Genomic DNA, 13,488 nt, shown 5'->3' on the forward strand with positions numbered 1-13,488 from the left:
GTGGTGCCGAATACGGCTCAACCCGCCAGGCAGGACGGCCCGAGCAGCACCTTCAGGTCTCCGAACAGGGCCGGGTCGGGCTTCACCCGGTGCCGGTCCAGGCGCAGCACCGTCGTCTTCGTCGGCCCCTGGAGCTTGATCCGCACCTCGCTGTCGCCCCGGTGGTGGGTGAGGATCTCGCCGAGGCGGCTGACCATCGGCGGCGTGATACGGGTCGCCGGGATGGTGAGGACCACGGGCGCGTTGGTCCCCGCGTTGGACAGGTCGGGAATCATCAGCTCCATCGCGACCAGCCTGGGCACGTCCTCGCGCTTGTCGAGGCGCCCCTTGACGAACACCACGGCGTCCTCGACGAGTTGGGTGGACACCAACTGGTACGTCGCCGGGAAGAACATGCACTCCAGCGAGCCGGCGAGGTCCTCGACGGTGGCGATGGCCCAGGCGTTGCCCTGCTTGGTCATCTTGCGCTGGAGGCCCGAGATGATGCCGCCGATGGTGACGACCGCGCCGTCGCCGAAGTCACCGCCGGTGAGCTGTTGGATGCCCGCGTCGGCCTTGTCGGACAGCACGTGCTCCAGGCCGAAGAGCGGGTGGTCGGAGACGTAGAGACCGAGCATCTCCCGCTCCTGGGCGAGGAGATAGGTCTTGTCCCACTCGTCCTCGCCGAAGACGACGTCGAGTCCGAAGCCGGGCTCCTCGCTCTGCTCCTCGCCCATGCCGCCGAAGAGGTCGAACTGGCCCTCGGCCTCCTTGCGCTTGACCGCGACCACATTGTCGATCATGGGTTCGTACTGCGCGGTGAGGCCCTTGCGGGTGTGCCCCATCTCGTCGAAGGCGCCGGCCTTGATCAGCGACTCCGTCGTCCGCTTGTTGCAGACGACGGCCTCCACCTTGTCCAGGTAGTCGGGGAAGGAGGCGTACTTCCCCTTGGCCTTGCGGCTTCTGATGATCGACTCGACGACGTTGGTGCCGACGTTGCGCACGGCGGACAGGCCGAAGAGGATCACGTCGTCGCCCTGCGCGGCGAAGTTCGACATGGACTCGTTGACGTTGGGCGGCAGCACCTTGATGCCCATGCGCCGGCACTCGTTCAGATAGACGGCCGACTTGTCCTTGTCGTCCTTGACCGAGGTGAGCAGGGCGGCCATGTACTCGGCCGGGTAGTTCGCCTTCAGGTAGCCGGTCCAGTACGAGACCAGTCCGTACGCGGCGGAGTGCGCCTTGTTGAACGCGTAGCCGGCGAAGGGCACCAGCACGTCCCACAGGGCCTGGATCGCCTCGTCGCTGTAGCCGTTCTTCCTGGCGCCCTCCTGGAAGAGGACGAAGTTCTTCGCCAGTTCGTCGGGCTTCTTCTTGCCCATCACGCGGCGCAGGATGTCGGCCTCGCCGAGCGAGTAGCCCGCGATGATCTGGGCGGCCTTCTGCACCTGCTCCTGGTAGACGATCAGGCCGTGGGTGACCGCGAGGACCTCCTGGAGGGGCTCCTCCAGCTCCTTGTGGATCGGCGTGATCTCCTGGAGGCCGTTCTTGCGCAGCGCGTAGTTGGTGTGCGAGTCCATGCCCATGGGGCCGGGACGGTAGAGCGCGGAGACGGCGGAGATGTCTTCGAAGTTGTCGGGCTTCATCAGCCGCAGCAGGGAGCGCATGGGGCCGCCGTCGAACTGGAAGACGCCGAGCGTGTCGCCGCGCTGGAGCAGTTCGAAGGTCGTGGGGTCGTCCAGCGGCAGCGACAGCAGGTCGAGGTCGATGCCCTTGTTGGACTTCACCATCTTGACGGCGTCGTCCATGATCGTGAGGTTGCGCAGGCCCAGGAAGTCCATCTTCAGCAGGCCGAGCGACTCGCACTGCGGGTAGTCCCACTGCGTGATGGTCACACCGTCGGTGTGCCGCACCCAGATCGGGGCGTGGTCGACGATGGGCTCGCTGGACATGATCACACCGGCCGCGTGCACGCCCATCTGCCGGACCAGGCCCTCGACGCCCTTGGCGGTGTCGATGACCTTCTTCACGTCCGGCTCGGCCTCGTACATCCCGCGGATCTCGCCGGCCTCGCTGTAGCGCGGGTGCGTCGGGTCGGTGATGCCGTTGAGGTCGATGCCCTTGCCGAGCACGTCGGCGGGCATGGCCTTGGTGAGCCGGTCGCCCATCGCGTACGGGTAGCCGAGGACGCGCGCCGAGTCCTTGATGGCGTTCTTCGCCTTGATCTTGCCGTAGGTGCCGATCATGGCGACCTTGTCGGCGCCGTACTTCTCGGTCACGTACCTGATCACCTCGACGCGCCTGCGCTCGTCGAAGTCGATGTCGACGTCGGGCATGGAGACGCGCTCGGGGTTGAGGAACCGCTCGAAGATCAGGCCGTGCGGGATCGGGTCGAGGTCGGTGATGCCCATCGCGTACGCCACGATCGAACCGGCCGCGGAGCCTCGGCCGGGGCCGACCGCGATGCCCTGGTTCTTGGCCCACATGATGAAGTCGGCGACCACGAGGAAGTAGCCCGGGAACCCCATCTGGATGATGACGTCCATCTCGTACTCGGCCTGCTTCTGGCGGTCCTCGGGGACCTGGCCCGCGAAGCGGCGTTCCATGCCGCGGCGGACCTCCTCCTGGAACCAGGTGACCTCGGTGAAGCCGTCGGGGATGTCGAACTTCGGCATGAGGTCGCGCTTCTCGAACATGCCGGTGGTGTCGATCATCTCGGCGATCAGGCGCGTGTTGGCGCAGCCCTCCTGCCAGGCGTCGGAGGAGTCGATGGCGTACATCTCGTCCGTCGACTTCAGGTAGTAGCCGGTACCGTCGAAGCGGAAGCGGTCCGGGTCGGACAGGTTCTTGCCGGTCTGGATGCACAGCAGGGCGTCGTGGGCGGTCGCCTCGTGCGCGTACGTGTAGTGCGAGTCGTTGGTCACCAGCGGCGGGATGCCGAGCTTCCGGCCGATCTCGAGCAGTCCGTCGCGGACCCGGTGCTCGATGTCGATGCCGTGGTCCATCAGCTCCAGGAAGTACCGGTCCTTGCCGAAGATGTCCTGGTAGTCGGCGGCCGCCTTCAGCGCCTCGTCGAAGTGGCCGAGGCGCAGCCGGGTCTGCACCTCGCCGGAGGGGCAGCCGGTGGAGGCCACGATGCCCTCGGACCACTGGCTGATGGTCTCCTTGTCCATCCGCGGCCACTTCTGCAGCCAGCCCTCGGCGTACGCGTCGGAGGAGAGGCGGAAGAGGTTGTGCAGGCCGGTGCTGTTGGTCGCCCACATCGTCTTGTGGGTGTATCCGCCCGAACCGGAGACGTCGTCCCGCTTCTGGTGCGGCTGGCCCCACTGGATCTTGCGTTTGTTGCGCCGGGACTCGGGGGCGACGTACGCCTCGATCCCGATGATCGGGGTGACCCCGGCCTTCTTCGCCGAGTGGAAGAAGTCGTAGGCCCCGTGCAGGTTGCCGTGGTCGGACATGGCGATGTGCGACATGCCCATCTCATTGCAGGCGTCGAACATGTCCTTGAGCCGCGCGGCACCGTCCAGCAGCGAGTACTGGGTGTGGACGTGCAGGTGCGTGAACGGCGGCTTTGACACGTGCGGCCTCCTGAGGAAACTACGGACGACGGACGGGCGACGGGCTGCGGTCGGTCCGGGGGGTCAGCGTCGAAGTCTATGCCTCGGGACTGACACTCCGAGGCTCCCCACGCGTACCTTCTGGGGCGGGCACTCCCGCACCCCTTCGAACGTTGGCCCGAGTGGAGATCCGCTCCACTCGTCAGGCACCACCCGCACCAGGAGGCACCAGGCATGTCGGTCCCGCAGCTCAACGAGGAGCACCGCGGCGAGGAGATCCTCGCCGTCTTCGACACCGCCTTCGGCCAGCTGCTGGCCGCGGATCCCGCGGCGTTCCGCGTGAAGTTCCGGAAGATGGCGGCCTCGGCCTTCGCGTTCTACCGCGGTACCGCCGGCCTCTTTTACCGTGATTTGACCGAGGACCCGGCGATCGGTGATCAGCACGGCGGCGCCTACCTGGACGAGCGGACCTCCCGGGTGTGGATCCACGGCGATCTGCACGCGGAGAACTTCGGCACCTACATGGACTCCACGGGCCGGCTGAACTTCAACGTCAACGACTTCGACGAGGCCTACGTCGGCCCCTTCACCTGGGACCTCAAGCGCTTCGCCGCCTCCGTCGCGCTGATCGGGTACGCGAAGGCGTTCAGCGACGAGCAGATCAGCGAGCTGGTGCGGGTGTACGCGGGCGCGTACCGCGAGCGGATCCACGCCCTGGCCACCGGCGCCAAGAGCGACGAGGTGCCCCCCTTCACGCTGGACACCGCCGAGGGGCCGCTGCTGGGCGCGCTGCGTGTCGCCCGCTCCCTGACCCGCTTCGGGCTGCTGGACTCGATGACCGAGATCCGTGACTTCGAGCGCCGTTTCGCCCCCGGTGGCGGCTCCATCGAGCTGGACGCCGCCACGCGCTACAAGGTGCTGGCGGCCTTCGACGGCTATCTGGAGACGCTCCCGGAGTCCTCCCTGGCCCGCCCGGACTCCTACCGCGTGAAGGACGTCGTCGGCCGCCGCGGCATCGGCATCGGGTCGGCCGGCCTGCCCTCGTACAACATCCTGCTGGAGGGCAACAGCGACGCCCTGGAGAACGACGTCGTGATCTACATCAAGCAGGCCCAGACCCCGGCCGTCTCCCAGCACATCACCGACCGGGCGATCCGGGACTACTTCCAGCACGAGGGCCACCGCACGGTGATCTCCCAGCGCGCCCTCCAGGCGCACGCCGACCCGTGGCTGGGCTGGACCGAGCTGGACGGCGCCGGTCAGCTGGTCGCCGAGGTCTCTCCCTACGCCGTCGACCTGGACTGGGGCGACATCGACGACCTGGAGGAGATCGCCGAGGTCGTCGCCGATCTGGGCCGGGCCACCGCCACCATGCACGGGGCGGCCGACGACCAGTCCGGGGAGTCCCTGGTGCCGTTCTCCACCGAGCGGGCCATCGACGCGGCGATCGCCGCCGACGAGGAGGGGTTCGCTCCGCTGCTGGTCGACTTCGCCCACCGGTACGGCGCACGCGCGCGTGCCGACCACCAGACCTTCGTCGACCTGTTCCGCAACGGCCGGATTCCGGGCCTGTAGCGGGACCACGACCTCTCGGCACTCTCACAGGAACCCTTTAGGGGTCTCTTACCGGACCCCGTGACACACTCTTCTACTGCTATGGACATATCCGGAACCCCGCTCAGAGCCGTACGCGCGGCGCTGTTCACGGCACTCGTCGTGACCCTCAGCACCGCGTCGCACGTGCTGCTGTCCGGGGTTCCGCTGCCGCTGAGCACGGTGGCCGCGGTCGCCGCCGCCGTGTTCCTGATCGCGTACGCCCTGGCCGGGCGGCGCGAGCGCGGCTTCGGGCGGATCGCCGCCCTGCTGATCCCGCTGGAGCTGGCCGCCGACACGGTCTTCACCACCGGCCAGCACGTCTGCTACGGCCGGACGGGCGGCCCGGTCGCGGGACCGCTGCGCTCCGTCGGCTTCGACGTGCTGTGCGGCGACGGCACGGGCGTCGGGACCGGCGTCGCCGCCCCGCTGACCCGGGTGACGGGCGCCGAGACCGACCGGATGGCGGCCCTGCTCGCCCACGCCGACCCCGGGACCTCCTGGCTGCTGCTCGGCGCCCACGTCGGGGTCGGCCTGCTCGCGGCGGCCTGGCTGCGGCGCGGCGAGCGCGCGCTGGGCCGGCTGCTGAGCGCGGTGGCCGCGACCACCTTCCGGCCGCTGCTGCTCGCCGTCGCGGCCGTGAGCGTGCGCAGGGCCCCTTCGGTGCGCCGCCGGGCGCTCCCGGCCCGCCGCACCACCGGCGCCCGCGAGCGGATCCTCACGCACTCCCTGGGACGGCGCGGACCACCGTGCCCGGTCGCCTTCGTGTGACCCGACCGAGCACAGCAGCAGTGGCCCTGTACGTACTTCCGCACACGTCCGTGTGCGCGTCCCCGGAGAGATCACCATCATGAGCAAGCGGAACAGTCAGTCGGCGAAGTCGGCGGCCCGTGAGCGCCTGCGCCAGGAGCGCGAGCGCCAGGCCAAGCGCGACAAGGTCAAGCGGCAGGTCATCGTGGCCGCCTCCATCGTCGGCGTGCTGGCGATAGCCGGCGGCATCAGCTATGCCGTCGTGCAGGGCAACAAGCCCAGCGGCTGGGAGAAGGCCGCCGAGGCGAAGGTGGTGGCCCCGGCCAACACCTCCGGCAAGGACGGCACCACGGTCGTCATGGGCGAGTCCAAGTCCGACCACGTCATCCACCTCTACGAGGACCCCCGCTGCCCGGGCTGCGCCGCCATGGAGCAGAGCATCGGCGAGACCGTCAACAAGGGCATGGAGGACGGCGACTACAAGCTCGCCTTCACCGTCGGCACCTTCCTCGACGGCAATCTGGGCGGCGAGGGCTCCAAGAACGCGCTCAGCGCGCTGGGCGCCGCGCTGAACGTCAGCCCCGAGGCGTTCGTCGACTACAAGACCGCGCTGTACTCCACCGAGTACCACCCGGAGGAGTCGACCGACGAGTTCGCCAAGGACGACTACCTGATCAAGGTGGCGAACACGGTCGACGCACTGAAGAACAACAAGAAGTTCCAGAACGCCGTGGAGAAGGGCACCTACGACGCCTGGGCGATGCGGATGAGCAAGTCCTTCGACCAGGCCGACGGCGTCGAGTCGACCCCGACGATCAAGATCAACGACAAGGTGATCGAGACCCCGAGCACGGCCGACGCCTGGAACAAGGCCCTGAAGGACGCCGGCGTCACCAAGTGACCAGGTGATCCCCGCCTGACGAGCGGGCGAACTTTCGCGAGTTCGCCCGCTCGCGCGCATACCGATCAGTAACCTGATCGGCCGTGACCAGTCGACACAGATCGTCCGAGACCACCGTCCCGTCCTCCGCCGCGCACGCGGCCTCCCGAACCCCCAGCCGCCGTACGGTCGTCAAGGCCGCGGCGGCCGGCGCGGTCCTGGCCGCCCCGCTCGCCGCCGCCCTGCCCGCCGCCGCCGTCGGCGCGGCCCCCGCCTTCCTGCACGGCGTCGCCTCCGGCGACCCGCTGCCCGACGGCGTCCTGCTGTGGACCCGGGTGACACCGACGCCCGAGGCCATACCGGGCTCCGGAGCCGGCCCGGACACCGAAGTGAGCTGGGTCGTCGCCGCGGACAAGGCCCTCACGAACATCGTCGCCAAGGGGTCCGTCACCGCGACGGCCGCCTCCGACCACACCGTCAAGGCGGACGTCCGGGGCCTGGTGCCCGCCACGGACTACTGGTTCCGCTTCTCCGCCGGCCCCACCGACTCCCCCGTCGCCCGCACCCGCACCGCCCCCGCGCACGACGCGGCCGTCACCGGCCTGCGCTTCGGCGTGGTCTCCTGCGCCAACTGGGAGGCCGGGTACTTCTCCCCGTACCGCCATCTCGCGGCCCGCGGCGGCCTGGACGCCTGGCTGCACCTGGGCGACTACATCTACGAGTACGGCAGCGGCGAGTACGGAACCCGCGACACCGTCGTCCGCCCGCACGCGCCGGCCCACGAGATCCTCACGCTCGCCGACTACCGCATCCGGCACGGCCGTTACAAGACCGACCCCGACCTCCAGGCGCTGCACGCCACGGCGCCGGTCGTGGCGATCTGGGACGACCACGAGATCGCCAACGACACCTGGTCCGGGGGCGCCGAGAACCACACCGAGGGCGCCGAGGGGACCTGGGCGGCACGGCAGACGGCCGCCAAGCGGGCCTACTTCGAGTGGATGCCGGTCCGCCCCGCGATCGCCGGCACCACCTACCGGCGGCTGCGCTTCGGCAAGCTCGCCGACCTCTCGCTCCTGGACCTGCGCTCCTTCCGTTCGCAGCAGGTGGCACTCGGCCAGGGCGAGGTCGACGACCCCGAGCGCACCCTCACCGGGCGGGCCCAGCTCGACTGGCTCAAGGCGGGCCTCAAGGCCTCCGACGCCACCTGGCGGCTGGTCGGCAACCCGGTGATGATCTCGCCGTTCGCGATCGGCGCGCTCTCCGCCGAGCTCCTGAAGCCACTGGCCGAGCTGCTCGGCCTGCCCAAGGAGGGCCTCGCCCTCAACACCGACCAGTGGGACGGCTACACCGACGACCGCCGCGAGCTGCTGGCCCACCTGCGCGCGAACGCCGTCCGCAACACCGTCTTCCTGACCGGCGACATCCACATGGCGTGGGCCAACGACGTGCCCCACAACGCCGGCACGTACCCGCTGTCCGCCTCGGCGGCCACGGAGTTCGTCGTCACCTCGGTGACCTCCGACAACCTCGACGACATCGTGAAGGTCCCCGAGGGCACGGTCTCGGCGATCGCGGCGCCGGTCATCCGGGCCGCGAACCGGCACGTCCACTGGGTCGACACCGACCGGCACGGCTACGGCGTGCTGGACATCACCGCGGACCGGGCGCAGATGGACTACTACGTCGTCTCCGACCGCACGGACCCGGACGCCACGTCAGCCTGGGCCCGCTCCTACCGCACGCGCAGCGGGACACAGCGGGTCGAGCGCGTCTACGCGCCGGTCTGAGCCTCCTGAAGGGACTCGAGGAAGCCGAGCGCCACCCGCCAGGTGGCCTCGGCGGCCTCCTCGTCGTAGTCCGGCAGCTCGGGGTCGGTGTAGAGGTGGCCGGCCCCGGCGTATCTGTGCACCTCGACGTCGGCGCCGATCCGGCCCATCTGGAGGTACCAGGCGCTGAGCCAGTCGTCCGTCTCGAAGGGGTCCGGCTCGGCCACGTGCAGCTGGACCGGCAGGTCGTCGACCGAGGCGGTGGGCGCGAGGTCCGAGGTGCCGTGCAGGAGCAGCAGTCCGCGCGCCCGGTGGTCGCCGAGGGCGAGGGTCTGGGCGATGGAGGCACCGAGCGAGAACCCGGCGTACACCAGTCCCCGCTCGGAGTAGGGCGCGGCGGCGAGCACCGCCCGCTTCAGCAGCTCCTCCCGGCCGATCCCGTCCTGATGGGCCATGCCCTCCTCGACCGCGTCGAAGGTACGGCCCTCGAAGAGGTCCGGGGTCCACACCTGGTGCCCGGCGTCGCGCAGCCGGTCGGCGGCCTGCCGCACCGCGGGCCTCGGGCCGAGGGTCGAGTGAAAGAGCACGATGTTCATGAGGCCATGGTGCCAGCCGGGTGTGACAGGGCGGAGCCCGGCGACATCCGGGGCGGGACGTATGTCACAGGTTCACAGCGCGGCGGTGGCGGTTACGTTCGAGGGCATGGAGACCATACTCCGCCCGCTGATCGTGGTCGGCGGCTCGGTCCTGCTGACCCTCGTCATCGGCTGGGCCACCGACCTGTTGCTGCGCAAGGCCGACGGACGGCACCCCGAGACCCCCCTGTGGGGGCTGCTGCGCCGTGCCCGCATCCCCTACCAGCTCCTGTTGTGCTCGGCGCTGCTGAGAGGGTCCTACGTCGAGGCGGAGGTCTTCCCCGACCACCGGGAGGGGGTCGGCCGGACGCTGACGCTGGTGCTGATCGGCTCGGCGGCCTGGATGGTGATCCGGATCGCCGCGGCGGTCGTCGAGACGTCGTACTCCCGCTACGCGCACGCCCACGCCGAGCGGGACCCGGCCCGGGTACGGCGCGTGCGCACCCAGGTGTCGCTGATCATGCGGGTGGTCTCGGCGGTCGTCGGCGTGGTCGCCGTGTCGTCGATGCTGCTGACGTTCCCGGCGATGCGCGCGGCGGGTGCCTCGCTGCTGGCCTCGGCCGGCATCCTCGGCATCGTCGCCGGTGTGGCCGCCCAGTCCACGCTCAGCAACATGTTCGCGGGGTTCCAGATCGCCTTCGGCGACATGGTGCGCATGGGCGACACGGTCGTGGTGGACGGGGAGTGGGGCACCGTCGAGGAGATCACGCTCACGTACCTGACGGTGCGCACCTGGGACGAGCGCCGGATCACGATGCCGGTGTCGTACTTCACCTCGAAGCCGTTCGAGAACTGGTCGCGCGGCACCCCGCAGATGACCGGGACCGTCTACTGGCACCTCGACCACACGGCGCCGCTCGAGCCGATGCGCGAGCGGCTGCGCGACCTGCTGCGCGAGTGCCCGGCCTGGGACGGGCGCGGCTACAACCTGACCGTCACTGACTCCACCCCGAACACCATGGAGGTACGGGCCCTGGTGACGGCGAAGGACGCGGACGACATCTGGACGGTGCGGGTCACGGTCCGCGAGGGGATGATCCGCTTCCTCGCCGACGAGCACCCCTACGCGCTGCCGCGGGTCAACACGGCGGACGCGGCCCTGCGCCCGCCCCGAGACGGCTTCCCCCGCGCCCGCCGGCCCCCTGCGGCCGGGCCCCGCCGTTTCCCGCAACGGCCGACGAAGAGTCTGTGAGGGCCGGTCCGGACGGTCCCGTCCCCGGCCTCATCTGAGGCTGCGCACGTCCAGGTGGCGCAGGACCCGGTCCACGATCTCCGGGTCGGCGCCGGCCTCGCTGCGGGCGGCCAGCACCTCGTGGCGGGCGGCGCTCAGCATCTCGCCCTGGATCCGGCGAATCCGCTTCAGCCGCCGCGAGCGCTGTTCCTGCGCCTCACGGCGCTCCTCGTCGCCGATGTCGGGGCTGATCCGCAGCCCGATGTCGAAGGCCCGCCGCACCAGCTGCTCGGTCAGCTCCTCCGGCAGCTCCTCGACCGACTCGATCTCCTTGAGCCGCTGCTTCGCCGCCCTGGCCGCCCGTACGGCCAGTTGCTTCTCGTAGTCCTTCTCCCGCTCGGTGTCCGCCCGTACGCCGAGCCGGCCCACCAGCCAGGGCAGGGTCAGACCCTGGAGCAGCAGCGTGACCATGATCACGCCGAACGCGATGAAGACGAGTTCGTCGCGGTGCGGGAAGGCGGATCCGTCGTCCGTCTCCAGCGGGATGGCGAGCACCAGCGCGACCGACGCGACACCCCGCATCCCCGCCCACCACATGACGACGGTCTCCCGCATGGACATGGGGATGTCCTCGTCGTGGTCGCGTCTGGCGTGCAGCCGCTTCGTCAGCCAGGTGGCAGGCAGCAGCCACAGCAGCCGCACCAGGATCACCACGCCCACGACCGCCGCGGCCCAGCCGAGCAGTTCGGTCCAGCGTCCGGAGGCCGTGCGGATCGCGTTGTGCAGCTCCAGGCCGACCAGACCGAAGGCGACTCCGGTGACGAGGGTGTCGACGACGTCCCACACGGTGTGCCCGGTGAGCCGGGTCATCACGTCGTCGGCGTCGAAGGCGTACTCGGCGAGGAACATCGCGGTGGTGAGCACCGCGAGCACCCCCGAGCCGTGCAGCTCCTCGGCGAGGACGTACGACCCGTACGGCACCAGCAGCGTCAGGCCGATCTGCAGGGTGGCGTCGCCCAGCAGGCCCAGCAGCCTGTTGGTGGCCCAGCCCAGCGCGAGGCCGACCGCGACGGCGACGACGGCGGACAGCACGAGGTCCAGCCCGGCCTGCCACGGCGAGAACGTGCCGCCGACGGCCGCGGCGATGGCCACGTGGTACAGGACGATGGCCGTGACGTCGTTGAAGAGCCCCTCGCCCTCCAGGATGGACACCAGGCGGCGCGGCAGCCCCAGTTGCCCGGCCACGGCGGTCGCCGCGACCGGGTCGGGCGGCGCGACCAGCGCGCCCAGCGCGAAGGCGGCGGCGATCGGCAGGCCCGGCACGATCGCACTGGCCACCGCGGCCACGCTGGCCATGGTGACGAAGACCAGCGCGACCGCCAGCAGGAAGATCGGGCGCTTGTTGGCCGCGAACTGCCGCCAGGACGTGCGCCGCACGGCCGCGTACAGCAGCGGCGGCAGCAGCGCGGGCAGGATGAGTTCGGGCGGGATGTCGACGTTGGGCACGAACTCGAGCAGCGCCAGCACGATCCCGAGCAGTGTCATCAGCACCGGGGCCGGCAGCCCGAGCCGAGCCCCGATGGGGACGCTCAGCAGGGCCCCGAACAGCAGCATGAACAACAGGGCCAGCTGATCCACGGTCACCGCTCCAGTGGGGTCTCGGCGTTCACACGGCTGACCTCAAGCCTGCCACGCCACCCGCGCCACCAGCCCGTTCGGAAACCGCGGTTACAGGGCGCGCCGCATGGCGCGGTGGGGGATGCCGGCGTCGGGGAACTCGGGTCCGTACGCCTCGTACCCCAGGCGCTCGTAGAAACCCAGGGCGTGGGTCTGCGCGTGCAGGTCCACCGCGGTGAGTCCACGCGCGCGTGCCGCGTCCTCGACGGCCCGCACCAGCGCGGCCCCGACACCGAGACTGCGGGCCGACGCGGTCACCGCGAGCCGGCCCAGGGAACCGACGGCCGGGTCGCCGTCGCCGTTCTTCCCCGCGGCGGCCTCGCCGTGCAGGAGCCGGCCGGTGCCGAGCGGCACGCCGTCCTCCCGGACCGCGAGGACGTGCACGGCGTCGGCGTCGTAGGCGTCGTACTCGATGTCCTCGGGGACCTTCTGCTCGGCGACGAAGACGTCCTTGCGCACCGCGAAGCAGGCCTCCCGGTCGGCGGGGTCCTCGGCGACACGCACGCGGTAGGCCGGGCTGCTCATCCGTAGGTCTCCTCGCGGACCAGGTCGAGGGCCTGCTGGAGATCCTCCGGGTAGTCGCTGGCGAACTCGGCCCACTGGCCGTCACCGGGGTGTTCGAAGCCGAGCCGGACGGCGTGCAGCCACTGGCGGGTCAGGCGCAGCCGCTTGGCGAGGGTGGGGTCGGCTCCGTAGGTGAGGTCGCCGACGCAGGGGTGGCGGTGGGCGGCCATGTGGACGCGGATCTGGTGGGTGCGGCCGGTCTCCAGCTTCACGTCCAGCAGGGAGGCGGCGCGGAAGGCCTCGATCAGGTCGTAGTGCGTCACGGAGGGCTTGCCCTCGGCGGTGACGGCCCACTTGTAGTCGTGCTGGGGGTGGCGGCCGATGGGGGCGTCGATGGTGCCGCTGGTCGGGTCGGGGTGGCCCTGCACGAGCGTGTGGTAGCGCTTGTCGACCGTGCGCTCCTTGAACTGGCGCTTGAGCGAGGTGTACGCGCGCTCCGACTTGGCCACCGCCATCAGGCCGGAGGTGCCGACGTCGAGGCGGTGCACGATGCCCTGGCGCTCGGCGGCGCCGGACGTGGAGATCCGGTACCCGGCGGCGGCCAGGCCGCCGATGACGGTCGGACCGCTCCAGCCCGGGGACGGGTGGGCGGCGACACCGACCGGCTTGACGATCACGACCACGTCGTCGTCGTCGTGCACGATCTCCATGCCCTCGACGGGTTCGGCGACCACCTGCACGGGCGCGGGCGCCTGCGGCATCTCGACCTCGAGCCAGGCGCCGCCGTGCACCCGCTCGGACTTGGCGACCACCGATCCGTCGACCTGCACCTTGCCCGCCGCGGCGAGTTCCGCGGCCTTGGTACGGGAGAAGCCGAACATGCGGGAGATGGCGGCGTCGACGCGCTCGCCCTCCAGGCCGTCGGGCACGGGCAGGGTGCGGATCTCGGGAAGCGTGCTCACCCGTCGAGTAT

At 70.4% G+C, this 13,488-nt stretch carries 10 protein-coding genes; 5 read left to right on the forward strand and 5 right to left on the reverse strand.

The window, feature by feature from the left end:
• Window positions 1–17: 17 nt before the first annotated feature.
• Window positions 18–3,557, reverse strand: coding sequence for a DNA polymerase III subunit alpha (gene dnaE / locus ACGH7X_RS10495; protein ID WP_399883981.1), 3,540 nt, complete (start codon window positions 3,555–3,557; stop codon window positions 18–20).
• Window positions 3,558–3,770: 213 nt separating this feature from the next.
• On the opposite strand from dnaE, the gene ACGH7X_RS10500 reads away from it, so the two are divergent.
• The 4 genes from ACGH7X_RS10500 to ACGH7X_RS10515 all read left to right on the forward strand — a co-directional run bounded on the left by ACGH7X_RS10500 (window position 3,771) and on the right by ACGH7X_RS10515 (window position 8,549).
• The gene (locus ACGH7X_RS10500; protein ID WP_399883983.1) at window positions 3,771–5,111 is read left to right on the forward strand and encodes a DUF2252 domain-containing protein; all 1,341 of its coding nucleotides are present in this window, start codon (window positions 3,771–3,773) and stop codon (window positions 5,109–5,111) included.
• 81 nt (window positions 5,112–5,192) lie between these two features.
• Entirely contained in the window at window positions 5,193–5,900 is a 708-nt protein-coding gene (locus ACGH7X_RS10505; protein ID WP_399883985.1) for a hypothetical protein, read from the forward strand.
• A gap of 79 nt (window positions 5,901–5,979) precedes the next feature.
• On the forward strand, window positions 5,980–6,780 hold the full coding sequence (locus ACGH7X_RS10510; RefSeq protein ID WP_399883987.1) for a DsbA family protein: 801 nt from the start codon (window positions 5,980–5,982) through the stop codon (window positions 6,778–6,780).
• Window positions 6,781–6,863: 83 nt separating this feature from the next.
• The gene (locus tag ACGH7X_RS10515; protein WP_399883989.1) at window positions 6,864–8,549 is read left to right on the forward strand and encodes an alkaline phosphatase D family protein; all 1,686 of its coding nucleotides are present in this window, start codon (window positions 6,864–6,866) and stop codon (window positions 8,547–8,549) included.
• On the opposite strand, the gene ACGH7X_RS10520 is transcribed toward ACGH7X_RS10515, so the two are convergent.
• Window positions 8,534–9,124, reverse strand: a complete 591-nt coding sequence (locus tag ACGH7X_RS10520) for a dienelactone hydrolase family protein (protein ID WP_399883991.1) — start codon at window positions 9,122–9,124, stop codon at window positions 8,534–8,536. The genes ACGH7X_RS10515 and ACGH7X_RS10520 overlap by 16 nt on opposite strands.
• A gap of 106 nt (window positions 9,125–9,230) precedes the next feature.
• Here ACGH7X_RS10520 and ACGH7X_RS10525 point away from each other — a divergent pair, with 106 nt between their 5' ends.
• The gene (locus ACGH7X_RS10525) at window positions 9,231–10,355 is read left to right on the forward strand and encodes a mechanosensitive ion channel family protein (protein ID WP_399883993.1); all 1,125 of its coding nucleotides are present in this window, start codon (window positions 9,231–9,233) and stop codon (window positions 10,353–10,355) included.
• A 30-nt stretch (window positions 10,356–10,385) separates the two neighbouring features.
• Here ACGH7X_RS10525 and ACGH7X_RS10530 read toward each other — a convergent pair whose 3' ends face one another.
• From ACGH7X_RS10530 to ACGH7X_RS10540, 3 genes are all read right to left on the reverse strand, one after another.
• Window positions 10,386–11,972, reverse strand: a complete 1,587-nt coding sequence (locus tag ACGH7X_RS10530) for a Na+/H+ antiporter (protein ID WP_399883995.1) — start codon at window positions 11,970–11,972, stop codon at window positions 10,386–10,388.
• 90 nt (window positions 11,973–12,062) lie between these two features.
• On the reverse strand, window positions 12,063–12,536 hold the full coding sequence (locus ACGH7X_RS10535; protein ID WP_399883997.1) for a GNAT family N-acetyltransferase: 474 nt from the start codon (window positions 12,534–12,536) through the stop codon (window positions 12,063–12,065).
• Window positions 12,533–13,477, reverse strand: coding sequence for an RluA family pseudouridine synthase (locus tag ACGH7X_RS10540; protein ID WP_399883999.1), 945 nt, complete (start codon window positions 13,475–13,477; stop codon window positions 12,533–12,535). The genes ACGH7X_RS10535 and ACGH7X_RS10540 overlap by 4 nt, the downstream gene beginning before the upstream one ends.
• Window positions 13,478–13,488 lie beyond the last annotated feature (11 nt).

This window comes from Streptomyces sp. BBFR51, from assembly GCF_044591655.1.
In the GTDB taxonomy this organism is placed as follows: domain Bacteria; phylum Actinomycetota; class Actinomycetes; order Streptomycetales; family Streptomycetaceae; genus Streptomyces.